Annotated in this window: 25 protein-coding genes and 1 pseudogene; 11 read left to right on the top strand and 15 right to left on the bottom strand. The window is 69.1% G+C overall.

Annotation, left to right across the window (positions count from 1 at the left end):
- Nucleotides 1-17 precede the first annotated feature (17 nt).
- A complete protein-coding gene (locus tag AC061S_RS35350) occupies nucleotides 18-1,247 on the bottom strand; it encodes a hypothetical protein (RefSeq protein WP_478689972.1) in 1,230 nt (409 codons plus the stop codon).
- Nucleotides 1,244-1,618 (bottom strand): hypothetical protein, encoded by a 375-nt coding sequence (locus AC061S_RS35345; RefSeq protein WP_478689971.1) that lies wholly within the window; start codon nucleotides 1,616-1,618, stop codon nucleotides 1,244-1,246. The genes AC061S_RS35350 and AC061S_RS35345 overlap by 4 nt, the downstream gene beginning before the upstream one ends.
- Before the next feature lie 225 nt (nucleotides 1,619-1,843).
- Here AC061S_RS35345 and AC061S_RS35340 point away from each other — a divergent pair, with 225 nt between their 5' ends.
- The 3 genes from AC061S_RS35340 (at nucleotide 1,844) to AC061S_RS35330 (ending at nucleotide 5,366) form a co-directional block, all read left to right on the top strand.
- Nucleotides 1,844-2,974: a hypothetical protein gene (locus tag AC061S_RS35340; protein WP_478689970.1), complete on the top strand. Its 1,131-nt coding sequence runs from the start codon at nucleotides 1,844-1,846 to the stop codon at nucleotides 2,972-2,974.
- 201 nt (nucleotides 2,975-3,175) lie between these two features.
- Entirely contained in the window at nucleotides 3,176-3,346 is a 171-nt protein-coding gene (locus AC061S_RS35335) for a hypothetical protein (protein ID WP_478689969.1), read from the top strand.
- Between the two features lie 1,486 nt (nucleotides 3,347-4,832).
- A complete protein-coding gene (locus AC061S_RS35330) occupies nucleotides 4,833-5,366 on the top strand; it encodes a hypothetical protein (RefSeq protein ID WP_478689968.1) in 534 nt (177 codons plus the stop codon).
- A gap of 230 nt (nucleotides 5,367-5,596) precedes the next feature.
- Here the strand turns inward: AC061S_RS35330 and AC061S_RS35325 are convergent, their stop codons facing one another.
- The 8 genes from AC061S_RS35325 to AC061S_RS35290 all read right to left on the bottom strand — a co-directional run bounded on the left by AC061S_RS35325 (nucleotide 5,597) and on the right by AC061S_RS35290 (nucleotide 13,269).
- Nucleotides 5,597-6,019, bottom strand: coding sequence for a hypothetical protein (locus tag AC061S_RS35325; RefSeq protein ID WP_478689967.1), 423 nt, complete (start codon nucleotides 6,017-6,019; stop codon nucleotides 5,597-5,599).
- The gene (locus AC061S_RS35320) at nucleotides 6,016-6,822 is read right to left on the bottom strand and encodes a hypothetical protein (RefSeq protein WP_478689966.1); all 807 of its coding nucleotides are present in this window, start codon (nucleotides 6,820-6,822) and stop codon (nucleotides 6,016-6,018) included. The genes AC061S_RS35325 and AC061S_RS35320 overlap by 4 nt, the downstream gene beginning before the upstream one ends.
- A 235-nt stretch (nucleotides 6,823-7,057) precedes the next feature.
- The gene (locus AC061S_RS35315; protein ID WP_478689965.1) at nucleotides 7,058-7,603 is read right to left on the bottom strand and encodes a hypothetical protein; all 546 of its coding nucleotides are present in this window, start codon (nucleotides 7,601-7,603) and stop codon (nucleotides 7,058-7,060) included.
- Nucleotides 7,604-7,755: 152 nt separating this feature from the next.
- Complete coding sequence (gene istB / locus AC061S_RS35310; protein ID WP_478689964.1) at nucleotides 7,756-8,556, bottom strand: IS21-like element helper ATPase IstB; 801 nt, start codon at nucleotides 8,554-8,556, stop codon at nucleotides 7,756-7,758.
- The gene (gene istA / locus AC061S_RS35305; protein ID WP_478689963.1) at nucleotides 8,553-10,205 is read right to left on the bottom strand and encodes an IS21 family transposase; all 1,653 of its coding nucleotides are present in this window, start codon (nucleotides 10,203-10,205) and stop codon (nucleotides 8,553-8,555) included. The genes istB and istA overlap by 4 nt, the downstream gene beginning before the upstream one ends.
- A 124-nt stretch (nucleotides 10,206-10,329) precedes the next feature.
- Complete coding sequence (locus tag AC061S_RS35300) at nucleotides 10,330-11,634, bottom strand: hypothetical protein (RefSeq protein WP_478689962.1); 1,305 nt, start codon at nucleotides 11,632-11,634, stop codon at nucleotides 10,330-10,332.
- Nucleotides 11,631-12,086 carry a hypothetical protein gene (locus tag AC061S_RS35295; RefSeq protein WP_478689961.1) on the bottom strand — a complete coding sequence of 152 codons (456 nt, stop codon included), beginning with the start codon at nucleotides 12,084-12,086 and terminating at the stop codon, nucleotides 11,631-11,633. Before AC061S_RS35295 ends, AC061S_RS35300 begins: the two co-directional genes overlap by 4 nt.
- Complete coding sequence (locus AC061S_RS35290) at nucleotides 12,007-13,269, bottom strand: hypothetical protein (RefSeq protein ID WP_478689960.1); 1,263 nt, start codon at nucleotides 13,267-13,269, stop codon at nucleotides 12,007-12,009. The genes AC061S_RS35295 and AC061S_RS35290 overlap by 80 nt, the downstream gene beginning before the upstream one ends.
- A gap of 71 nt (nucleotides 13,270-13,340) precedes the next feature.
- Here AC061S_RS35290 and AC061S_RS35285 point away from each other — a divergent pair, with 71 nt between their 5' ends.
- Entirely contained in the window at nucleotides 13,341-13,997 is a 657-nt protein-coding gene (locus AC061S_RS35285) for a hypothetical protein (RefSeq protein ID WP_478689959.1), read from the top strand.
- A gap of 234 nt (nucleotides 13,998-14,231) precedes the next feature.
- On the opposite strand, the gene mihF (AC061S_RS35280) is transcribed toward AC061S_RS35285, so the two are convergent.
- The gene (gene mihF / locus AC061S_RS35280; RefSeq protein WP_478689958.1) at nucleotides 14,232-14,576 is read right to left on the bottom strand and encodes an integration host factor, actinobacterial type; all 345 of its coding nucleotides are present in this window, start codon (nucleotides 14,574-14,576) and stop codon (nucleotides 14,232-14,234) included.
- A gap of 162 nt (nucleotides 14,577-14,738) precedes the next feature.
- On the bottom strand, nucleotides 14,739-15,794 hold the full coding sequence (locus AC061S_RS35275) for a recombinase family protein (RefSeq protein ID WP_478689957.1): 1,056 nt from the start codon (nucleotides 15,792-15,794) through the stop codon (nucleotides 14,739-14,741).
- A gap of 152 nt (nucleotides 15,795-15,946) precedes the next feature.
- Between AC061S_RS35275 and AC061S_RS35270 the strand changes: the two genes are divergently transcribed.
- From AC061S_RS35270 to AC061S_RS35250, 5 genes and pseudogenes are all read left to right on the top strand, one after another.
- Nucleotides 15,947-16,555 carry a hypothetical protein gene (locus AC061S_RS35270; protein ID WP_478689956.1) on the top strand — a complete coding sequence of 203 codons (609 nt, stop codon included), beginning with the start codon at nucleotides 15,947-15,949 and terminating at the stop codon, nucleotides 16,553-16,555.
- A gap of 5 nt (nucleotides 16,556-16,560) precedes the next feature.
- Nucleotides 16,561-17,637 (top strand): TMF family protein, encoded by a 1,077-nt coding sequence (locus tag AC061S_RS35265; RefSeq protein WP_478689955.1) that lies wholly within the window; start codon nucleotides 16,561-16,563, stop codon nucleotides 17,635-17,637.
- A gap of 244 nt (nucleotides 17,638-17,881) precedes the next feature.
- Nucleotides 17,882-18,196, top strand: coding sequence for an integration host factor, actinobacterial type (mihF, locus tag AC061S_RS35260; RefSeq protein ID WP_478689954.1), 315 nt, complete (start codon nucleotides 17,882-17,884; stop codon nucleotides 18,194-18,196).
- 157 nt (nucleotides 18,197-18,353) lie between these two features.
- A pseudogene (locus AC061S_RS35255) lies at nucleotides 18,354-18,518 on the top strand (helix-turn-helix domain-containing protein); the annotation flags it as partial.
- 60 nt (nucleotides 18,519-18,578) lie between these two features.
- Nucleotides 18,579-18,803, top strand: coding sequence for a helix-turn-helix domain-containing protein (locus tag AC061S_RS35250; RefSeq protein ID WP_478689980.1), 225 nt, complete (start codon nucleotides 18,579-18,581; stop codon nucleotides 18,801-18,803).
- Nucleotides 18,804-18,976: 173 nt separating this feature from the next.
- On the opposite strand, the gene AC061S_RS35245 is transcribed toward AC061S_RS35250, so the two are convergent.
- The 3 genes from AC061S_RS35245 to AC061S_RS35235 all read right to left on the bottom strand — a co-directional run bounded on the left by AC061S_RS35245 (nucleotide 18,977) and on the right by AC061S_RS35235 (nucleotide 21,171).
- The gene (locus AC061S_RS35245; RefSeq protein ID WP_478689953.1) at nucleotides 18,977-19,513 is read right to left on the bottom strand and encodes a hypothetical protein; all 537 of its coding nucleotides are present in this window, start codon (nucleotides 19,511-19,513) and stop codon (nucleotides 18,977-18,979) included.
- Entirely contained in the window at nucleotides 19,513-20,334 is an 822-nt protein-coding gene (locus AC061S_RS35240; protein ID WP_478689952.1) for a 3'-5' exonuclease, read from the bottom strand. Before AC061S_RS35240 ends, AC061S_RS35245 begins: the two co-directional genes overlap by 1 nt.
- A 150-nt stretch (nucleotides 20,335-20,484) precedes the next feature.
- Nucleotides 20,485-21,171, bottom strand: coding sequence for a hypothetical protein (locus AC061S_RS35235; RefSeq protein ID WP_478689951.1), 687 nt, complete (start codon nucleotides 21,169-21,171; stop codon nucleotides 20,485-20,487).
- Between the two features lie 266 nt (nucleotides 21,172-21,437).
- Here AC061S_RS35235 and AC061S_RS35230 point away from each other — a divergent pair, with 266 nt between their 5' ends.
- A complete protein-coding gene (locus AC061S_RS35230) occupies nucleotides 21,438-21,641 on the top strand; it encodes a helix-turn-helix domain-containing protein (RefSeq protein ID WP_478689950.1) in 204 nt (67 codons plus the stop codon).
- A 229-nt stretch (nucleotides 21,642-21,870) separates the two neighbouring features.
- Nucleotides 21,871-22,428 (top strand): hypothetical protein, encoded by a 558-nt coding sequence (locus AC061S_RS35225; protein WP_478689949.1) that lies wholly within the window; start codon nucleotides 21,871-21,873, stop codon nucleotides 22,426-22,428.
- The last annotated feature ends 23 nt before the right edge of the window (nucleotides 22,429-22,451 follow it).

Genomic DNA, 22,451 nt, shown 5'->3' with positions numbered 1-22,451 from the left:
GGCGATCTGTCGTGTGGTCAGGTCTGAGAGCGGGGCGCGGGGACGTCGCCGGTGTCGGATTCAGGCTGCTGATCCCACAGGTGGACAGTGTCCCTGACCCGCAACGGCTTGCCCTCGGGGCCCCGGATGTGCGCGGGGATGATCCGTTCCTCATGCGTACAGCCCTTGCCCGCGTGCAGGGCGGTGTTCATGCAGTGGTCCCGGCGGTGCGGGCGCACGGGCCACCGGCAGGTGTACTGCGGTGCCCGGCGTCCGTCCGAGGCGGCCGCGTCCTGCTCGGCGGCCTCACGGGGCGGCCGGTGTGCGGAGTGAATCCGGATCACCTGGACGTCGCCGGTGTCGGTGATGCCATCGCGTGCGTCGCGCTTGCGTCCGGCCCGCGGCCGTTCCACCGGTTCGGACTCGATGAGCCGGCGGCCGCCCTGGGAGATCAGTTGCCAGGCGGTGTAGACGACCTGTGCCCACTGGTCGCAGGTGTCCGGACGGCCTTCGGCGAACTTCCCGCCGAAGGCCAGCACGAGTTCGTTGTCCCAGCCGAGCGGGGCGGTCATGCCCTGAATGCTGATCACGTCCGCCGCGGTGGTAGGCCGGCCGTCCGGACCCATGGCCACCACCGCGTCCGGGGCCATGGCCGCGTACTGCCCACCGTCGCTGGGCGACCAGAACGTCATCCACACCCCCTTGTACGCGGGCGGGATGACGGCCGGTCGATCCTCGCGCACCGCCAGCCAGCGCACGGCCCCGCGGTCGAGCGCGACATCGAGCGGAGTCCAACGGCCCCAGCTCACCGCGACGATGGGCACGGTGACGTCCGCGAACCCCTCACCCATCCGCATGGTGTAGCCGCCGATCGGCTCGGCGAACAGCATCAGCCCGAACGGCGAGGGAAGCCGCTCGGCGCTGATCGGCTCGGCCGGAGGCGTGGCCGCGGCGGCCAGCGCGAGCGCGGTCATGTCCGCGGTCGCGTAGTACAGACGGGCCTGCCGTAGCCGCTCCTGTTCCTCCCGCAGCAGCAGCTGTGCGCCGACGGCACCCACACTCGCGTCCATCCCGGGCACCGTCGGAATGATGGTGGCCTGCCCCGCGTTGAGCGCGGACGCCATCGACTGCATCGCCAGGCCGGTACCCAGGTACTCCCGGATCCGGGTACGCCACTCCGGCAGCTCACGCGGCTCCGGCGGCCGCCACGGCGGCAGTTCGGCACTGGTCGCGTTCCGGGTCACCGGGCCCGCCGGCCACTGCGTCACGATGCCTCCACCGGGGTGACCGGGCGTGCGGGGCTGTTGTCGGTGGGGCGGTCGGGGTGGCCGGAGGGCAGCCAGCGCAGACGTTCGCCGTGCCGGGCCCGCAGCGGGTCGGGGGGCAGGAAGCCGTGCGGGAAGGGCACACCGCGCGGGTTTCCCCCGGTGTCGAGCGTGACCGCCGCGAAGTAGACCCGCAGATCCGGGAACCGGTCGGAGGGCTCCGTGTAGCCGACGAGGTCGACGCCCTGCCACACCGTCACCTGATCGCCCGCGGACCCGCTGCGGGTGACGGTCAGGCCGAGGCCGGGCCAGCCCGCCGCGAAGGGCCCGAGCATCTCCACGAGTTCGTCCGCGCCGAGCGCTGGATTCGTCATGCCGGAACCCTACCGCCGCGCCGTCACATCATGTGCGCGGATCTCACTATCTGTGTTTACCGACTTGGGCACGGTATCGGGAAACAAAGGCTCGGCGCCGCCGAATCCCCAGACGTAACGCACGCCATCCTGATATCCGGAACTCTGCGACCCATTTGTGGAGACCCAAAGTTCGAGACCTGGATACCTTGCTCTCCACTGTCTGGATACCTAGAGTCCCGGATTATGGATCACTCCGAGCTCAAAGCCGAGGTACGGAAGCACCAGGCAGACATGCACGCCCGTCACCACAAAATCGCCGTCCTGGCCCGCCAGCTACGGAAAGCCGAGGCCGACCGGGACCGTTCAGTGGAACGGCTCGTGACGCTCGGCGAGCAGCACGAGGCCGCCCGGCACGAAACGGGCCTGCGAGCCATCGGCCGCGAACTGGGCGTCACCCACCGGACGGTGACCGGCATGGTCGAGCGGGCCCGCACCAGCACCCCGCACCCCGCCGCCGACGCCCCCCTGATCCCGGTCCTCACCGCCGACCAAGCCCGCGCCTATGTCGAGGCCGGCGCACTCGGCGCCATCACCCGCGTCCAGGTCGCTTTCAACCCGGCCGACATCATCCTGGAATCCGGCCTTGACCCGAGCGCCCTCCCCGACCTCGGCGAGCACGACGCCCCGAACATGCTGATCCACGGCGAGGACGGCGCCGTGATCGGCGTGGAGGAATGCCTCTCCGGATACGGCGGCACCGGCCCGTCCAACACCGTCCGGCTGCTGCGGGCACTCGGCTTTCCGGACGACCTCACGCACGAGGTGTTCCCCCACCGCTACCTCGAACTGACCCCGACGGGCGTCCTGCGGGCCAGCGCCGAAAGCCTCCACACCGTCGGCGCAGGCCTTGCCCTGTCCCCCGACGGCCGGCACTTCATCGTGCGCCTGCACCGCGACGGAAACCCCGCCGACGCCGTCGCCCGATGGGCAGCCGAGGTCATGGCCGAGCCGGCGAAATACCCGTGGGCCGCCGGCACCCGGCGCGCCCGCGTCTACCTCGACCGCGCCGCCGCCGCCCCCCTCCAGGAGCCGTACCGGGCCTGGCGCGGATCCAACCCGATCAGCATCATCATCGAACAGGGACGCCTCCAGCTGTGGGCCGGAGCCGTCTACCCCTACCACTTCGCCGACGTGCTCTCCAGCGAACAACTCCGGGTCCTGGACGCCGCCGACATGCGGCCCGCCGACGTCGAACCCCGCACCTGGCTCGACCGCATCGTGCCCACCCGCCGCGAGCGGCCCTCGTACCTCACCATCAGCGACGACGGCCAGGACCTTGCCTACCTCCCAGAAGGCGACGCCGCCCCGCAGTAACCCCGCCACACCGTCCGCCGGGGGCCTACACTGGGCCCCCTCATCGACCCTTCGAGGGCCTCAGCGGGCGGCACAAGCCGTGCCCGTCCCGACCCCTTGGAGGAAGCTGTGAGCTGCACCTGGTCCGTCATCCGCGGCGAGGCCCCCCATGCCCCCGTAACGGAACCCGATACCGCGGGCATTCAAATCCCCGATGACGTCATGCAGTGGGCATCTGAGTACGGCTGGGGCGTCGACACTGACGTCTGGCTGGCCGTGGCCCCGGTGGACCCCTGCCGGGGGTCGATCGCCGGGGAACTCGCCTGGCGCGACGGCGAAGTGTCCGCCCAGGACCTGGCGGCCATCTGTGTAGAACTCGAAGCCCAGGGGTGACCCGAGGCGGTCGCCGCGTCGCCGCCGACATCTCGGGGAACGGCGAGCGAGACCGGCACCCCCAAGGCCGCGCCGATCGCCGCTGAACAGCCCGATACCTCCCGTGACAATGGCCGCTCAAAGGAGCCCCGGATGTCGACCGAGTCCATCTCAGCCACCGGTGTGTGGCTCTTGTACATCACAGCCACCGCACTTGCGGGGCGCGGTGTCTTCTGGCTCATCGTCGGGCAGCGCGTCAAGTGCACCGCTCCACTGGCCGGCGCCCTAGCCGCGGCAACGGCCGCATTTCTGCTGTGGTGGCTCAGTTGACGACCTCGCCGCACCAGGAGTGGGCCAACAGGGCGCCGGTCGCTGCCGAACTGCCCGACCAATTCCGCCGCCACGTCGATGACATGCCGATCGATTTTGTGAGGCTAGGCGACACCACCGAGCCCGTGTGGGTGGCCTACCAGGAGGGTCGACCACTCGGCACCGTTGCAGCAGGAAAACAGCAGACCGCCGGGTGGCGGATCCAGAACACCGGCGAGCACCTGGCCGACCTTGACGACACCGTGCGAGCACTTCGCCGACCACCCACCTGGCCACGCGACCGGGCACAGGCAGCCGATTGGGCCCGCCGCACGCTCGCCGACCCCCGAACCGCACTTATCGACTGGGTTATCCGGGCAGATCCCTGTCTCACCAGCGATTCCGCCTCGTGGGGGCCCGGGAACAGATTCACTCGATCGGGGAAGCTGTCCCTGCCCGGAGGTGCCGGTCGATGACCGGCTGACCAACACGACGAAGGCGCCCCGGAGTCCTGATCCATCCGAGTTCGAGGATCTCTTCAGCCGGGTGGTCGACGATGCTCAGGTCGACCTCGTGCGGCGAGTGTGTCCACTTAACGGCCCTGCCTCGCATCCGGTGGTGACGGACTGTGATGAGGGTGGTAGGTACTCCTACCGATCACGGAGTCGCAGGTCCGTACGGCCTGTGGGGTGTCGGGACGGACGCGGTGCACTCAACGGCCGCCCCGACGTCACAGGCCGTGCCCCGCTTGGGGGACTTGAACGGGGCAGGCTGTATCTCAACGAGTCAGTCGCGTACCGGATGCGCACTGACGTCCTCTGACACCTGGTGCCGGCCGTCGCTCGCCACGGGATTTGGTCCTGGTGGCCGGGACGTCACCCGAGACGCGTTGAGTGGTGGGGGCTGGTCAGCTCCGCGCTGCGTCTGCTGGGGCCGGGTCCGGTTTGATGGCACCACGCCGCTGCGTTGCGTGCGACTCGGCCCCCATCGGCGCCGATCGCCGGCCAGCACATTGCGCGTGATTACGCGATTGGACAGCCTCGCCTTCCGCTCCGGGCAATTCACCCAGTCGCGCGGATAAGGCAATCAATCGGGTGTAATGCTCCGCATGTCCTTCAAACTCGCCCTGGATCGTGGGCAAGCATCGTCCCCACACCGGTGCCATAGAGCACCAAACCGACGACGAAAAGATGGCCCCATGCACGCCACCCGGATCAGAAGCCTCGCTGCAACCGCAACCACCGCCCTCCTGACCCTCACGGCACTCGGACTGACCACCCCCGCCGCACACGCCGTTGCTTTCCCGCTCACCGGCGTCGAGTTCCGCATCACAAGCTTGCACTCGGGCACCCTCGGCAAGTGTGTGACCGCAGTCGCCACGGCTCCAGGCGAAAGCCCAGTGCCTGCGAAGCTCAACGACTGCGCCCTCTCGAACGACAATCAGGTCTTCACCTACGACACCACGACCCAGCAGATCAAGAGCGTCACCAGCGGCCAGTGCGCCAGCGGGCTGGGGGGTCTGGGCATCGACACGGTTCCTGCCGTCGGCTTCGTTCCGTGCAACAACACCAACGACCAGAAGTGGGCCAACACCCCCGACCTTCACATCAAGAACGCCGGCAAAAATGTGTGCTGGAGCTCCCTCAACAACATCGTCGCGGTCGGAGTCTGCACCCCCTTGAGTACCAACACCAGGCTCAACTGGGCGCTGGTTCCTACCAACACCCCCTGACGGCGGGCAGGACGGCAGCCGAGGCGGGCCGGGTGGCCGTGCGATGGGGTCTGTGGTCTGCTGATCGCGGGACGTATCGGCGCCAGCGGCTCGGTGGGCCGCTGGCGCGGTCGCGGGCTGCCTGACCGTGCTTCAGCGAGTGGAGCAGGTCGCGAACACCCGGCTGTGACCGGCGTTTCGGCAGTGCGGAGCCTCGCGTACTGCCGTCTGGCCGTTGTCCGTCGTGACTGTCATCCAGGTCGTGGTCCGGCTGTCGGAAGGACTGTGAGGGTGCCCTGCCGGGCGAGTTCGGCCCGCAGACGCTGGTTGTCCAGGGTGAGGGCCTGGACGTGTTGGGCGAGGGTGTCGAGGGACTGGCGAAGGTCGGTGATCTCCTCGTGGCGGGCGCGACGGGCCTCGCGGAGCTGGCCCTGGAGTTCGCGGATGCGCTCGCGCAGGGTCGCCGGGACGTCCGGGCCGGTGGAGCGTTCGTCAACGCGCTTGCGGAAGAGTTCCAGGGTGTCGTGGGCCCGGTAGGCGGTCGCCCGTGAGGTGCCCGCCTCGCGGGCGAGGGAGGCGACGGTGAGCTGGCCGTCGCTGTGCTGCGGATCGCCGGCCAGGAGGCGGTCCATGGCCTCGCTCAGGGCGGCGTGGACTGTGGGTGTGACGCTCATCGGGTGGGCTCCTCGGCCTGGTCGCGCATGCGCCCCATCTGTTCGATCTGCTGGTTCAGCGCGGTCTTCTGGAGGCCGGTAAGGGGCCGGATGGTCAGCAGCTGCCGGGCGTCGCCGATGACGTTGTCGATCGCCGGGCGGTGCTGGGGAAGGACGCAGGAGTTCGGGCACTTCGCGGGCTGGCAGTGATTCATCACGGGTGCCGCCTGCAGTTCTGCGGAGGGACGACGCGGGAGGCAGAGCGCTGTGGATGCCTCGAAGTAGCAGTCGTTGAGGACGCCGGGGTAGTAGGTGCGGGCTGGGTTGGTCAGCATCGCCCGCAGCCGGGCGGTGTCGATCACGCGGCCTGGGAAGTCGCCGAGCTCGTCGCGGAGGCGGGTAAATTCCTCGGCGAGGCGGGGTGGCATCCGTACTCCGGCCTTGAAGTCCTCGTACTGGTCGAGGAAGTGTTCCGTGCGGGCCAGCTGCTGTTCGCTCTCGACCTCGCTGGGGAAACCGGAGGCCGAGTTCCCCGCGTAGCCCTCGAACATCGCGACCTTCGTGTGCTTGTACTGAATCTTGCCCGCGACGACCCCGAACGGCTGAAAGGCGATGTGCCAAGACAAAGTCCGGCGGAACTGCCGCGTGGTGAAACGCCACTTCTTCTCGTCCACCAGCGGGATGGGGTCGTGCGGGCGGACCTCGGCGAGCCGGTCGGCGAAGACGTTCAGCAGATGGTTGATGGTGTTGCCGATGCCGTCGTTGGTGCCGCGGTAGCCGTGGCGGTAGAACAGCCGGTCGCAGTCCGTCAGGCTCTCCATCACGGCGACGGCTTGGGTGGCTTTGACAGTGACAACTGACTCCAGTGGTAAGTCAGTCCTGACTCCGTTCAGGGGCCACAGGGGCAAGATCTGAATGTGAGAGGTGACTCCACCTTGGAGGCGGGAGAGACCGATAGTTCAGCTGCTGTGGACAGCAGTCGAACTCCCGGACCACCGCATCAAGCCGGTCCGAGCTGAGACCGCAGTCAAGCAACAACTCGACGCCACCCGCGGTCGGCTACCAGTGGCGCCAGACTGCTGCGGGAGCGCCATCCCGGGCGACGCTGTGGTCATCCCCGGCGCTGAAGAACAAGGCCCAGGTGACGACGGCGTCACCAGCACGCTGTGTGCCTGGCTCGATCTCAAAGCCGTCACAGAAGATGTCTCCGCCGTAGCCGAACCTGATGCCCCGGTCGTGCCTGGCGGCGTACGCCTCCATTTCCTGGTTGAGTTCCGATGGGACACGGCCGATCAGGCGGATCGCTTCGCAAGTGACCTGCGGGCCTCTTCGCCCATCGACAAGTACATACGCCAATGCGCCGTCTCCCGCGAAGTAGCCCTTCACTGCCGCCTGCCACGGATACCGCTCCGGCCTACTGAACTCGGCAATGTGCCAATGAGCCTCGGTCATGTCCGCAACGTCGGTAAACCCGCACCCGGTCATGACGGCGACGCAATCTTTCCAGCTCATCCCAAGCCGCAGCGGCCCAAGTGTTTGGCCCGGGACGTATTTCCACTGCTCGCGCTCTGCATCCGGGAGCACCGCCCAAAAATCTTCATCCATCACATGATGATCACCCCAAGCGGTCAGGTTCTCGCAGCCGGGGTCATGCAGAGGCTGCAACCTGTCGGTGCCACGGTCTAGAGGACGACAGAGCCCGCCCACGGAGTGCCGCATCACACCGGCCGCCCGCGACGTCGGCGGAAGACCAGACGTCAGTTTGTGACGGCCGCGGCTGCTTCGGCGCGGGCCCGTGTGATGGCCAGGCGGTAGGAGTCGGTTCCGGTTTCGATGATGTTGCCGCCGAAGGTGAGGCGGTCGACGATGGCCGCGCAGAGCCGGGGATCGGTGAAGGTCTTGGTCCAGCCTCCAAAGGATTCGTTGGAGGCTATCGCCACAGAGCTCTTTTCTTCGCGCTCGGTCAGAACCTGGAAGAGGAGTTCGGCACCGCGGCGGTCCAGTTCCATATAGCCCAGCTCGTCAATACAGAGAAGGTCGACGCGGCCGTAGCGGGCGATGGTCTTGGCGAGGAGTTTCTCGTCGGCGGCTTCGACGAGTTCGTTGACGAGTTTGGTCGCGAGGACGTACTTGACCCGGTAGCCCTGCATCGCGGCCTCGGTGCCGAGCGCGATCAGCAGGTGTGATTTCCCGGTCCCGGAGTCGCCGATCAGGCACAACGGCATGCTCTTCTTGACCCACTCGCAGGAGGCCAGGGTGTGGATCGCGGCCGGGTCGATGGCCTGGTTGGCGTCGAAATCAAAGGCCCGGAGGGACTTGTCGCGCGGGAAGCCGGCCGCCTTGATCCGGCGTTCGGAACGGCGCCGGGCCCTGTCATCGCATTCCGACATCAGCAGCTCGGCCAGAAACCCGCGGTAGGTCATCTGGTCCTGTGCGGCAGCCGCGGCCAGTTCCGGGTACTGGGCCCGGATCGTCGGCAGCCGCAGCATCCGGCATGCCTGGTCCACGGCCGCGTCCGCGGCTTCCTCGGTCAGTCCCCGGTTGCGCTTCGCGCTCATGATTCCCCCTGTTGGGCGGATGGTCCGGCGTGCCGGCGGCGAAGCCGCAGCAGTTCGTCGTAGGCGGCCACCGATGGAAGCGGCCTGGGATCGGGCGGCAGCGCGGCCAGCCGGCGCGCGGTCAGCGAGGTCACGGTCGCCCCACCCTCCGCCGGGCGTGAGATCCGTTCCTGGTGCGGGGCGGGCACGCCGGCATCGGTGTCGGCTGCTTTGCGGGCCTCCAGGGCGACGGCGTCCGCGGTCAGCGCGCCGGCCTTCAGCGCGGCCGCGATCCCGGCGACCACGTCCTCGTGGACCATGTGCCGGTGCAGGAGCAGGACCGAGATCAGGGCCCGGGTGCCCTCGGCGTCGCCGTGGGCTTTGCAGGCGGCCTGCCACCAGGCGTCGTGGACAGGGGTGAACTTGCCGGCCGAGCGTGCCTGCTCAAGGGCGGTGGCGCCGGGAAGGGCGCCGGGCTTGCGGACAAGGGCCTCGAGATAGTGGTCCAGGTCCAGGCGAGATCCGCCCTTGGCGATCAGCCGCTCGTGGCGGGCCACTTCCTTGGAGCCGTCGTAGACGACGAGCTCGGAGGCGTGCAGGACGATCCGTACCATCTGGCCGATCAGCCGCACCGGTACCGAGTAGCGGTTGGTGCGGGCCGAGACCTGCCCGTAGCGGTCCACCCGCACCGATGAGACGAACCCCGTCTCGAAGACCTCGTCAGGCAGCGGCACCAGCAGCGGGTGCTCGGCCTGGAAGTACTCCCCGATGGTCTTGGGGCGGAGCCGGATACGGCGGTCGTTGTCCTGCCGGTCCCACTGCTCGACCAGCAGATTCAGTTCCGCGAGGGTGTCCACCTGCGGGACGGGGACCAGGTGGTTTCTCCGGAACCAGCCGATCTGTCCCTCGACCCCGCCCTTCTCGTGGGCGCCCTCGATGCCTGGGTGGCAGTAGAAACTGGTGATCGAATAGTGCGAGCGGAACGCGGTCCACCGCTCGGATTCCACCCGGCGCCGGGTCAGGCCCAGGACCTGGGCGACCGCCGCCCGCAAGTTGTCGTAGCGGATCTTGCCGTAGGGGACGCCGCCGAGCGTGTTCAACGCGTGGACGTGGCCTTCGAGGAAAGCCTCCTGCCCGCAAGACGCGAAGATCTTGTGGACGGACCGGCCCGAGTAGGAGAGCCGCAGCGAGAACAGGAAGCACTTCGTCAGGGTGCCGCCGAGGTTGATCCACACGTCCCCGAAGTCAACCTCCGCCTCATCGCCAGGGCGGTGGGTCTGCGGGATGAAAGAGGCCGGCGGTCCGCGGCCTTCCTCGACCCGGATCTCCCGGCGCCGATCGAAGACGTAGTCACGGACCATCGCGTACGACACCTCCTCAGCGCCGTACTCGTCAAGCAGCCGGTGGAAGATCCGCGTGAGCGTGTGCCGCTGCTTGCGCGGAGCGTCCAGATCAGCCCGCAGCATCCCGTCTATTGCCAGCTTGTACGGATCAAGACGTGAACCCCGCGGCGGCATCCGTTTCCGGGCAGTCGGCCACGCCGACTCCAGCGCGAGAGCAACCGTGCGCCGGCCCACCGAGTACTTCAGCGCCAGCGCGCGACTGGACAGACCCAACTCCCGCGCATCACGACGGATCGCGGCATACAACTCGACCTTGGAGCCGGGCACTGAAGTCCCCTCACGCTCGCTAGCACCCCGATGCTCCCACGACCAGCCCTCCACTGGAGCCAAATCCCATCAACGCGAACTCCACCCACGTGAGGTGGAGTCAGAACTCACCTTCCGACTGGAGTCACTTGTCGTCGATAGAGCCAGCTTGGGCGACCGGCTCGATGACCACCCAGGTGTCTTCGTCGCCGATGGGCTGGCGGCCCTTGAAGACCGTGCCGCGGACCTTGTGCCGCTCGATGATGCCGTCCTGGGACGCTGTGGTGAAGTGGCAGCCGGGCCCCAGGGACTGGGCCTCGGAGTCCCGTATTCCCGAGAGGTAGGCCGTGATCACGTAGCAGGCGGCCAGCAGCATGCGGGTCTCGATCAGCAGGGATTTCGAGTGGAATCGCGGCCGCCATGGGCGGCCGGACTCCTCGTCGATGCTGATCTCGGTGTCCATGCCGCCCTCCTCCAGGCCGAGCTCGGCGACGGCTTGCCGCAGCAGCTCGACGAGGGCCGGGTGGTCCACCGTGTTCTCGCCGATCCGCGCGAGCCGGGCCACGAGCGTGCGGTTCACCCCGCCATCGCTCGCCCGGTTGTACTTGTGCGGCAGATTGATGTCCGAGGGCCTCGCAGGCAGTCCGCGGCCTTCCCGCCGGCGCCGTTCGATGAACTCCTCCAGCCGGGCCCGCCCGGCGCCCTTGTACGACTTGTTGGCGTCGCCGACGGGCTCGTTGATCCGTTCCTGTTCGGCAAGGGCGGCGAGGATGTCCTTCGAGGCGACGCGGATGTAGAACAGGGCGCCTCGCAGATAGGGCGCCAGGACTCCCGGCGGAATGCGCTGAGTGCTGTTCTCCTGCGGCCGGCGGCCCGCGACGTGCTTCGATGCCCGGCCGTCCCAGGGCAGCCTCTCCAGCCGGTCGTAGGTGATCGACTCCCGGGTGCGGAAGAGCAGCGTCAAAAACCACTTCACCCGCCCCCGTTCCTGTGCCTGGATCTCGGGCTTGGTCCTGCCGCCCTCGACCCGGTGGTGCAGGAAGGCGTCCAGTACGGCGTCATCGGTCACCTCTCGCAGCCGTAGCCCGGGGTGGCGGCCGGCGAGGAAGACCAGCAGCTTGCGGAGCTCTCGGAACTCCCGGGCGACGGTGACCACTGACGGCAGTTGCCTGCACCCCTCGGTGATCTTGGTCAGGCGGCTGTAGGCGTACTCCTTCGCGGTCAGCCGCCACATCGGGTCCTCGATCGTGGTGAAGATGATCGTGCTCTGGCCCCGGTGGTGGTTAGGCAGGTGGTAGGCCGCGGCCATGTCCCAGACGTCTTCACCGAACCGCGGGCCCGGCCCGGCTTCCTCCCGCAGCGGGCGCCCGCTCAAAACCAGGGTGTCCGCACTCACGTGCGCGGACACCAGCGGCTCCGCGGCCAGGGCGGTGGTCAGGATGGCGGTCATTGGCGGCTTCCGATCCCGCCCAGCAGGGGCGGCAGATTCTCCAGCGGGCGGGTGGCTTCGGCGATCGCACGGGCCTCGGCGAGGACCGGCTCGGGAAAGGCGGGCAGGATCTGCGTCAAGATCCGCTGCCGGGTGCGGCCGTGGGCGAGCGCGAACGCGTCGGCGGGCATCGCCTGGCGCTGGTCTTCGAGATGGTCCAGGTAGGCCAGGACGGCGGGCAGTTTCCGCGAGGTGACCACCGCGTTCGAGCAGTCCAGGCAGCTCCAGAACGGGACCGGGCAGGCTTGCCCGGTGGTACCGAAGGGCGAGTTGAAGAAGTCCCGGCAGGACGACAGCCACAGGTCCATCTCGCCGGCCAGCAGCTTCCTCGCGTCACCCGGCTCGACGTCGAGTTCCTTCGCGGCGGCCGCGGTGTCCTGCTTCAGCTCGGCCTCCCGCTGCGGCGGGATCACCCGCAGCTGCGGCGTTGGAGTGCCAGTAGATCCACAACGCCGTCTTCGACTCGTTCCAGGCGTGAGCCCGTGCCCGGCGGGTCAAGCGCAGGGCAAGGCGGATCAGACCGCCCGGTGTGCCCGCGCCGCCGTCACGCACCCGCATCCGGTTGACCTCCCTGCCGTGCCGGCGCCGCTTGACGTACTCGATCTCGACATAGCCGCGAGTTGGGTTCTTCAGGCAGTCCACCGAGAGTTCCAGGGCACTCTCCGGTTCCAGTCCAGTGGACAGGATCAGGAGCTGATAGACGGCTGCCAGGTCCTCCGAGGAGGGGAACACCGCATGGTGCAACTCCTGCTGCCTGCCCTCCCAAGGCGAGGGGCCCATACCCGACCGGCGTGTGCGGTGAGTCATCAACTCCCGGCTGCTGATGGGGCCGTGGCGGTCCAAGTACCACAGGAAGTTCTCCCGCCGGCCCCAGCCGCCGGTCAGCGGGTCCTCGCCTGCTGCCACCGCGGCGTCCGCCTCGGTGGCCAGCCGTCGTACCGCTTCACGGATATGGCTGCGGCAGGCTTCCCGCAGGGCCTCGGCAACCTGCGGCGGATAGGCGTCCACCTTGTTCCCGAAGTGCGGTCGGGGCCGGAGCCCAACGAACATCAGCCGGTCGTGCAGAGCCGGGTTCAGGGACTCCGGCCGGGCGTCGCGGATCTCCCGCAGCAGCGTCATCGCCTGCGTCAGCATCGCGTAACCCGTCCGCGGTGTCGGCATCGTCTCGTAGAGCCACGTCTCGAAGTCGTTGAGGTCCTGCGGCGTGATCTGCCCGGTCGTCCAGGTCGCGGCGTTTTCGACCCGGCCGGCGAAGAACGCGTCGAGGTTCCGGGCGACCTGGACGTATGCCACCACCGTTCCGGGCGAGGCGATCCGGCGGCCGACCCGCGCCATCGAGCGGATCGTCTGCGCCAACTCGCGGGCGAGGAGAAGACACCTGGCGCCGGTGAGGTCCACCAGGGTGGACGGCCGGTCGGGAAGCGGAACGCGGAAGGCCAGCGGTGAGATGTCCTCGCCCGCCTGGGTGGCCTCCTCCATCGGCAGCGCGAAGTTCGCCCGGCGCGGTCGCCTCAGCCCGCTCATCACCGAGGCGCCGCCGTACCCGTACTGGCTGGTCTCGGTGACGCTGACCCTTGCTCCGTTCTTCCTGGCCATCGGATTCGGCTGAGAGAACCACGCTGCCGGACGAACCCCGCTGAACGAGATTCGAAGAGAGGAAGACGATCATGGACTACGGAATACCGCGACGCACCGTGATGAGGACCGCCGCCGCGCTGGGCGCGATGACGGCCGCAGGACTGGCATCGGGATTGGCCACCGCGTCAGCCGCCGACGGAAGGACGGGGAAGAAGGCTGCTGCGAAGCGCCCAGAGCCCAAGACCACGCCGAACGGATGGCCCGTACAGGCGAACGCCGACCGAGACTCCCAGGTATGGACCCGCGCGGTGGCCGGCACGGGACTCAGTGTGCCGGTATGGATCGGCGACCCGGAGGCCATCTTGCTGCACGTAGTACGCCGGTACCACTACGAGGTCACCGAGATCCGGGCCGGTGAGCTGGTCGGCTGGCAGAAGGCGGACAAGCTCGACGCCAAGACCCCGGAAGCCAACCTGGCCTCCGGCACGGCGGTCCGCATCCGCCCGGGGGCGTCCGTGCCGGGCAGCCTCTTCCCGCTCGAGAAGACGGCAGTGCGGGACATCGTCGCTGACTGCGGGGGCGTGGTCCGCTGGGGTGGCGTCGACACCAAGGCGGACGAGTCGCTGTTCTACCTGGACACCGATCCGAAGGACCCGCACGTACGCAAGCTCGCCAACCGACTGCGGAAGGGTGAAGCCACTCCCGGAAAGGGTGCCGGCTCAACCGCAGCCCCGTCTCGCTACTGACCTTCAACCAGGCACTCACCGGACCCGAGACACAGTCGGGGTCAATGGGATTGCCTGGGTGTTACTGGACACAGATCAGGGCCTCGCTGGGGTGCATTCCGCGAGGCCCTGATCTGTGTCGCGCCAGGGGGTATGTCGACGGATAGCCCAACGATCGTTGAACGGATCGGTTCTGAGCCATTCGAGGGGTTGGCCGCTATCTTGATCCTCCCGGCCTGCTGGTCTACCACACGGCTACGACACCGGGGCGGGCTGTTGCCCCGGTCCGGTCTGGGCCGGGAGGCGTTTGAGGAGCCGTTCCTTCTGCTGGCTTCCGAGGCCGCGTATGCGGCGGGTGTCGGAGATTTCCAGCTCGGTGAGGATCTTCTGGGCCCGCACCTTGGCGATGTCGGGAAGCGACTGAAGGAGGGTGAGCACGTGCATCTTGAGGATGGCTTCGGCCTCGTGCTCCAGCACCTCGCGCAGCGACAGCCGGCCGTGCTTAAGCGCGTCCTTCACCTCGGCGCGTTCCCGCCGCGCGGCAGCGGCCCGCTGGAGATTTTCGGCCCGCTGGGCGGGAGTGAGTACGGGCAGGGCCATGGGCTGTTCCTCTTCGTCTCGTACCAGTGTGCGGCGGCCATCATGACCCTGCCGCGCGGCCTGTGACCAGCAGTTTTACAGACTCGGCACGGTGGGGGGAAATGCGATGGCGGACGAGCGGAGCGCGGGGTACGGGGTGTTAACCGCGTCTGACCGCGTGCTTCAGGATGTCCCCGGGAGCGCGGCGATCCGGTCGGCGTACGCGCGGTACGCCTTTCGCTCCGCCGGGGTGGAACTCTCAGTGAGGGCGGCGCACTGCCCCAGCGCGGCCTGGTGGAGCGCGAGCGGAGCGGTGACGCGCACCGAGTATCCCTGCCCGCGGCGGATGGTCCGGCCGCCGCGCAGTGCCTCGTGGACGGCGGTGTCCCGGGTGCCCTGGAGGTGGTCGGCGAGCAGGCCGGGCACGTCGATGGCGTGCGGCTGCTCGGGTGCCTGCTCCTGGTCCTCGACGTCGCTGGTCACGCCGTCGAGTTCCTCTGGGGCGTCGCCGGTGTCGCGGGCGCCGGCCGCGTCCAGCACCCTGCGGATGGTCTTGGGCGCGACGCCGTACTGCCGGGCGAGCGCTTTCACCGCGGCGCCTTTGGCGTACGCGTCGACGACGTCGGCCGCCTGGCCCTCGTCGAGCGCGGCCGGGCGTCCCAGGGTCTTGCCCGCGGCCTCGGCTGCGGCGACGCCTTCCTTGGTGTTCTCCGAGATCATGTCGCGCTGGAACTCCAGGACCCCGGCGAGCATCGTGACGAACAGCTTGGTCTGCGGGTCGTCGGCCGCGAGATCGAAGCCGGACCAGGCGCCGGTCGCGATGCGCAGGTGCAGGCCGCGCCGCTGGAGGACCTCCCGGATCTGGATGACGTCCTTGGTCGAGCGGAACAACCTGGCGGCATCCGCGATGCGGATGGTATCGCCGACCGCCGCCTCGTCGAGCAGTCGGCGGAACCCGGATCGGGTGATCGCGTAGACGCGAGACGATGTAGCCGGGTCCTCGTACATAGGTGCGCCGGACTTGAGGAGACTGTCCAGAGCATGGAGTTGGCGGGTATTGGTCTGCTTATCGGTCGAGTGCCGTAGATACAGACGGTCTGTCACATATCGTCCCCTCTTCGCTCGCCCGGCGGGCGCTGGATCATGACGGTAAGGGGGCTGAATGGGGAGGTGCAAATGAGGAGCGAACCCGATTGGATCGGTGCACCGATATGCCCCGATATGGCCGGCTCGGATCATTGGATCAGCGAGTGGGGGCGCAATCGACCGATTCCGCCCCCACCTGCCATTCGACTGGAGCTCATCCGTATGTGCACAGGTTCGCCGGTTCCTGTCCGAAGGCACCGGGGTGCGTCATAGAGTGACGCCTGATCGTGGAGGGGAGACCACAAGTGACCGAGGAGAAACTGGATAAGACCGCGGGCGGTATCGACTACGCCAGCATCACGGGACCTGACGGGCACGAGCAGCTGATGCCTGGCATCGTCCCAGTGTCGACGGAGGGCATCCAGATGCCGGAGCGGGTCGACTTCGGCATCGACGGCCTCGGACAGTGGCGCATCGAGGTGCGCGCCAAGGACGGCACGCTGCTGCACACGTCCGAGGACGACTGGCACGAGGAGGACTTCACCCCCGCCGAGTTTCCCACCGACTCCCCGGCCGGGGCCCTCGCCCTGCAGGAGGCCCTCAAGGCGCGATACCGGTTCGCCGAGGTCGTGTGGCGGCCCGGGGTGATGAACAGCGTCGACGAACAGAGGGCCCTGGCCCACCGGGCCCTGTCCGTCGCGGCTGCGGACCGCGAGAGCGCGCGGGAGGCTACCGAGGCGGCGGAGAAGTCACTGCGCACTGCCCTGCCGCTGGCCCAGGCCGCCGGGATCGGGCCGGGCGAGGCAGCCCGCCGTACCGGATACGCCCGCAGCACCATCAACAAGGCCCTCAACAGCCTGGACACCCTCCCAGATGCCGCCGCCGTGCCCGCACCCGCGGCCGCGCGGGAGTAGCCGCCGTGCGCAGAGCAACCGCCCGGACAACCGCAGCGCCGGCGGCCGAGATGTGGATAGTGGACGCGGCCGGGGCCGAGACTTTCGCCGGGCGCGTCTTCGAGGCATCCCGCATCCTGCCCCTCGTTCTGGTCTCCACCTCGCGTCAGAACGGCGAGCGCCCGCTGGTTGACCCGGCCCGCCTGGCGGCGGAGACGGCCGGGCTGGCCGATGTCGCGGTGATAGCCGACGACGCGGCGAGCTGGGCTCTGTCGAACCGGCTGCGGCGAATGAGCGCATGGGGCGGAGCCGTGCGTATCTACCTGCCCGACGCCACCGAAGCCGACCCGTGGGAGCGGCACCCGCTCGTCCGCGTCGACGTGCACCGGCCCGCCGTCGCCCTCGCGCAGATCACCGCCCGCGTGCGGACAGCCGCAGGACTGCCCGCCACCGCCACCGCGCCGCTGACCGTACTGCCCGCCCCGCGCACGCCGCCCGAGGCCCCCGACCGTGCCCGAGAGCGTGACGAGGCCCGGCGCGACGCCGAGGCCACCCGCCTTGCCGCCCAACTTGCCGAGCGTGACCGGCTCCTGCGGGAAAGGGACGAGACGATCGCCGAACTGCGGCAACAGGTACAGAAGCTGACGAAGCAGCTCCGCGCCGAGCGCGAGACTGGCGAGCCGGAGACCGCGCGCGCGTACGCGGACCCGGAACGCCAGTTCCGCCACGAGGTCGAGCATCACTGGCTCACCACGGTGCCGGAGGCCGAACGCGATGCCCAGCCCATGGCCACCCACCGGCTGGGGCGGGACTGGCTCACCTCCCTCTCGGAGATCGAACTCGTCGACCGCCGCAAGATCGTGGAGGTAGTCGTCGAGGTCCTCACCGGACGTGCCGTGGACAGCACCGCCCGCCGGCTGCGCCGGATGCGCACCGGCCCCGGCGGCTCCCCGCCCCGTATCCGAGAGGACGGGGCGGTGGCCTGGCGCTGCGACATCAAGCACGGCACCGCCAGCGCCCCGCGGCTGATGTGGTGGAAGCTCCCCGACAACACCATCGAACTCGGCCGGGTCGCCGCCCACGACGACATGCAGCTGCGCTGAAGTCCACGCGCAGCACGGTTCGCGCGAAGAACGGCCGATCGCTGGCAGCGCGCGGGAGTCAGGATATCCAGACCCTCAACAGGTCCTGCTATCCCTTTCGGCCGTATCTCCGCCACCTCAAGACCTGGACCGCAGGAGAGCGGTGAATCCCCCAGCGCCGCATGAAAGCCGCTGGTCAAAGCTCCGAAGGCGGGTACATGATGGGTGGCCAGTTCCAGTTCATACGACGAGAGGACCCGCCCTCATGGCACTTCCCCCGCTCAGCCCCGAACAGCGCCGGGCCGCCCTCGACAAGGCCGCTGCGGCCCGCAAGGAACGCGCCGAGGTGAAGGACGCCCTCAAGCACGGCGCACTGTCCCTCGCCCAAGTACTGGCCGACGGCTCCGAAGCCATCCGCAAGATGCCGGTCCGCACCCTGCTCGAAGCGCTCCCCGACATCGGCAAGGTCCGGGCCCAGAAGATCCTCACCGAGATGGAAATCTCCGAGAGCCGCCGGGTTCGCGGCCTCGGCACCCAGCAGCGGGAACGTCTTCTCGAACGGTTCGCACCGCAGCACTGACCCGACGCCGTGACGTCACTCAATGCGCGAAGGATCACGCGGGCGCCGCCAGCCTTTGCGGAAGCCCGCGGGAGGCGTCCTCCCGGCTTGTGGCGCATGATGCTGGTGATACCAATTTCGCCCCGGACCGGGCACAAGCGACGCGGCGAGAGGACGCATGGGCAAGGGCATCCGCTACGACACCACCACCCGACGCCTGGTCGGCGCCGAGCTGCGCCGACTCTACGAGAACGGCGCATCGATGCGGGCCCTGGCCCAGGCCACCGGGCGGTCCGCCGGATACGTCCGGGAACTGCTGCTGGAGGCGGGGGCAACCCTGCGCGGCCCCGGCCGCCGACAGAGTTCTGCCGAACCCAAGCAGCGGCCGTCAGCCCCGGACGCGATGGCGCCCGCGTTGGAGAGGGGCAGGTGGTACCTCGGCGCGGATCGCCACCGGATCGGCGCCCAGCTGCGGGACTGGTACGAGGACGGGGCGTCCATCCGGGACCTGGCCGAGCTGACCGGGCGGTCGTACGGGTTCCTCCACAGGCTCCTGCTGGAGTCGGGAGCCACCCTGCGCGGCCGCGGCGGAGACAACACCAGGAACTGGGCACCGCCGGCCCCCTGACCTGGCCCCGTGCGGGAGCACCAGCCGCTGCCGCGATCCTCGCCCACGACCAGGGCCTCGACTACCCGACGAGTGCGGCATCGGCTTCACGGCCCAACCCCAGGACAAGGACCTTTGTCCGCCTGAGGGAAGACTTCTGCGAAGACGACTGCCGGTGTTCGAGTTCGGCCGTCTCACTCGGCTCCGGTGCCGGTACGAAATCCCCGACGGCGGGCGGTCGCCTGCACATACGGTACATGGGTAGGGCAGGTGTCGATCTCGGCGACCTGGGCCCCGGCCGCATCGGTCAGGACCAGACGCTCGGCGGCGGCAGGGACCTGCCCGTACCGGTCGCGCATCCCGCGGCCCACGCACACCTCGCACTCGGTGTACGAACCCGCTGGCAGCGGCGGCGCCACCACCTCCACGGTGATCTCGCGGACAACCTCCACCACCTCGACGCGCGTCAGCCGGGCCCGCTGCGCGGCCTTGACCTCGTCGGCCGAGACACCGGGGGCGGGCATCGCCCATTTCGCCTCGATGCTGAGCGCCCTCGCCGCCAGCCGTTCCTCCGGCGGCAGGGCGAGGCGGGCCTTGCGCTCGGCCTTGGCGGCCGCGTTACGCTCGTTCTCCGCCCGCCTCTGGGCCTTCAGCGCCTTCTTCGCCGCAGTCTCCCGCTGCTGCTGCTCACCGGCCTGGCGAACATCTCCGGGTGTAGGGATCCCCGTCATCACCACGCTCCCACGGGCCCAGGGCCTTGGGCCATCTGTTCGGTCTTCGCGAGCAGGATCCGGCAATCAGCGACGGCGTCATGGGGGCCGCCGAGCCGCTGGTTGCGGTAGGAACCCCGCTTGACGGACCACAATCCCTTCCACACCGCGTACGGGACCATCGCGTCCTGCCACCGGCAGCGGGCAAGCCACCGTGAGGCCGCGTCCAGGGTGCCGTGGTGGCGGACCAGCTCACGCTCCAACACTCCGCGGTCAAAGGGCATGTTGTAGGAAAGAACGGTCCGGCCGTGCAAGACGCCGGCGAGGGCGGGCAGCAGCCGGGCGAAGGGCGCGGCGGACGCGAGGCGCTGCGGTGTGATCCCGTGAACCGCGATCGCGGCCGGCTCGATGACGGCCAGCGGATCCACGTACTCGTTGAGCAGCACCGTGCCGTCCCGGGCCACGGCGGCGATCTGCACCGCGAACGCGTCCTGAAGTCCGGTGGTCTCCACATCGAGGGCGATCAGCGAGTCGTCATCGAGCAGGCGACGGGCCCACCGCCCCACCTGCTCGCGCTCGCGCGGCCAGGAAGCCGGGCGCCGCAGCACCCTGACGGCGTCATCGAGCTCCCGGTGGGCTTCACGAGAGCTCTGCACCCGCCACAGGGGCCCGCCGCTGTTCACCTCCGCGTTCACCGTGCCGAGGTAGGACCCGCCCTCGTACACCGCCCACGTCGGACGGTCGGTGTCGGCGGGCCGTACGAACCGCGCGGCCCGTTCGTCAACATCGCGGGTAAACATGTCCTCCCATACAGCCGGGTCCCCGACGTCCTGGTCCGCCACCAACGCTCGCCTCCTCATTCCCACCCCGGCCGCCCTTCGCGCTGCGGGTGGCCAGCGTCCAACGTTACGGGAACCGCCCCGGCCGCATGCGCCGAGTGGAGTGGTTGAACCGCCTGGCCAGGAACGGCCCGTGCCGCCCCGGCAGGCAGCTCAGCCCCGTGCGCGGGCTTCGCTCTCCAGCCGATCGGAGAAGGCCACCAGTTCCCACACCTGGGACTTCAGCGCCGCGACGATCTCCTCCAGCTTCTGTTCACGCTCGTCGCCGGGCTCGGTGGCCTCGTCGTCCACGAGCGCATTTGCGAGGAAGTCCGCAAGGCGCTCCAGCGCGCTCGCGCCCAGCCCCAGCCGGCTGGCCGAGTCAAGGTCCCTGTCCACGATCGTCCCGAGGCCGCTCTGCCTCAGCCGCAGAGTTGCGGCCTGCACGCGCGCCATGTGCACGCTCTGGGACGGCAGCTCGACAACCTCCTCCCCGGCCGGGCCGGGCGGGGTGTCGCCCGGGAAGCCCAGCACGGAAGGACCGAGCAGGTCCAGGATCTCCTCCGTGCACGGGTGGCTCTCGGCGATGCCCTCCCTGTTGAGCACCAGCAGGTCGAACCTGTCGCGCTCGTGCGCCAGCACCGTCCACGCCGGGAAGTGCCGCACCACAGCGACCGAGTCGCCGAACTCCCGTGCCGCGGCCTCGCACAGGCTCTCCGCCATATTGACCAGCCCGCCCCCGTGCATGAAGTCGGTGGCGATGACCAGGTACCCGCCCTCCATCGTCGGCCAGGCCCGCATCCGCACATGCAGACGGTGACGGTGCGCGTTGGGGAAGTGCCAGGCATGGTCGTCAGCCACCGGGCTCAACTGCGCAAGGGCAGGCAGAACAAGGTCAGACACCGCTAATCCTCTCGGGCTGGGCGGGGGCGCCGCAGGTCACGCTAGCCAGCACAGCGGACACCTCGCGCCGCGAATACCGGAGTTCGGCCAGATCACGTCAGCCGCACGGGTACGAAGCGCGCGAGCGCGCGGCCTGGACCGATCCCGCTGATCCGCTGCCGCCCGTCGGCCCCATGCGCGATGATCGAAGTCCAGGCAGGAGTGGCAGAAGGAGAGGTACCCCCGTGGACAAGGGCAAGAGGATCACCGGTGAGGCCCGCGACAAGGTCGCCGCCCGCCTCAAGAGCGCCTATGAGAGCGGAGAATCCATCCGCAGCCTCGCCGAAGCCAACGGACGCAGTTACGGCTTCGTCCACCGCATCCTCACCGAAACCGGCGTCACCCTGCGCGGACGCGGCGGAGCCATGCGGCCCAAGCCCGGCGCGTAATCCCGAGCGCACCACAGCCCGTCGCACCGCCTCCCGTCAGACGCGCTCCACCGCCCCGGCGACCGTCATGCGGATGCTGCGCGAACACGACGAGCAGAAGGCCGCCGCCGGACAGGGCACGTGACCTGGCCTCAGCCACCCCGAGTCCGAGACCCACGGCCCCGCCGTCACGGGCGAGCGACACAGGAACCACGGTCAGCCGCGCCCGGCCCCGTCCTACACTGCGTGGGTGAGGAACACCAAGCAGTTCTCGACCGCAGTCGCCGACACTCTCGCCGCCCTGGCCCGGCGCGGGGTCACCGTGAGGTCCGGCACCGTGGCCGACACCATCGAGCGCAACATCACCACCGTCGCCGACCGGCTGGGCATCCAAGTCCGCTCGGCCTGGCGCTACTTCGATGCCGAGGCCCTGGCCGACACCATCGCCGCCCAGTACAAGGAGCACGGAGAGCAGGGGACCGATCACCTCGGCCAGGCGCCGCTGCCTCCGCTGAAGAACCCCGAGCTCGCCCTCATCCTCGCGGGTGTCCCCGACTCCCTCACGGAGACCGGCGGGGACCTGTACGCCACGGTCGTAAACGTCGCGGTCAATGCGTGGATGGCCGGACACATCCACGGCGAAGACGGGTGCAAGGGCTGCGAGGGAAGCCGCGGCCCGGCCGGTCACGACTGGGAGGCCAGGATGAAGCAGATCCGCCAGATGCTGCCCGACGGGGACAGGTGGTTCGACCGAGACGTGTGGACCGACGCTCTCCACGACGCCGGCTTCAGCGTCGAACGCCGCTGAAGCGCCTCTGCGCGTCGAGGCGC

It is taken from the genome of Streptomyces sp. CA189 (genome assembly GCF_056428985.1).
Note: the sequence above shows the minus strand (reverse complement) of the source record. Positions and strands in the feature narration are given on the sequence as shown.

Coding starts and splice junctions, on each gene's coding strand:
- AC061S_RS35345 (WP_478689971.1), bottom strand. CDS start 1,618: ATGACGAATCCAGCGCTCGGCGCGGACGAACTCGTGGAGATGCTCGGG.
- AC061S_RS35340 (WP_478689970.1), top strand. CDS start 1,844: ATGGATCACTCCGAGCTCAAAGCCGAGGTACGGAAGCACCAGGCAGAC.
- AC061S_RS35335 (WP_478689969.1), top strand. CDS start 3,176: ATGCAGTGGGCATCTGAGTACGGCTGGGGCGTCGACACTGACGTCTGG.
- AC061S_RS35330 (WP_478689968.1), top strand. CDS start 4,833: ATGCACGCCACCCGGATCAGAAGCCTCGCTGCAACCGCAACCACCGCC.
- AC061S_RS35325 (WP_478689967.1), bottom strand. CDS start 6,019: ATGAGCGTCACACCCACAGTCCACGCCGCCCTGAGCGAGGCCATGGAC.
- AC061S_RS35315 (WP_478689965.1), bottom strand. CDS start 7,603: ATGGATGAAGATTTTTGGGCGGTGCTCCCGGATGCAGAGCGCGAGCAG.
- istB (WP_478689964.1), bottom strand. CDS start 8,556: ATGAGCGCGAAGCGCAACCGGGGACTGACCGAGGAAGCCGCGGACGCG.
- AC061S_RS35300 (WP_478689962.1), bottom strand. CDS start 11,634: ATGACCGCCATCCTGACCACCGCCCTGGCCGCGGAGCCGCTGGTGTCC.
- AC061S_RS35290 (WP_478689960.1), bottom strand. CDS start 13,269: ATGGCCAGGAAGAACGGAGCAAGGGTCAGCGTCACCGAGACCAGCCAG.
- AC061S_RS35285 (WP_478689959.1), top strand. CDS start 13,341: ATGGACTACGGAATACCGCGACGCACCGTGATGAGGACCGCCGCCGCG.
- mihF (WP_478689958.1), bottom strand. CDS start 14,576: ATGGCCCTGCCCGTACTCACTCCCGCCCAGCGGGCCGAAAATCTCCAG.
- AC061S_RS35275 (WP_478689957.1), bottom strand. CDS start 15,794: ATGATCCGAGCCGGCCATATCGGGGCATATCGGTGCACCGATCCAATC.
- mihF (WP_478689954.1), top strand. CDS start 17,882: ATGGCACTTCCCCCGCTCAGCCCCGAACAGCGCCGGGCCGCCCTCGAC.
- AC061S_RS35250 (WP_478689980.1), top strand. CDS start 18,579: ATGGCGCCCGCGTTGGAGAGGGGCAGGTGGTACCTCGGCGCGGATCGC.
- AC061S_RS35245 (WP_478689953.1), bottom strand. CDS start 19,513: ATGACGGGGATCCCTACACCCGGAGATGTTCGCCAGGCCGGTGAGCAG.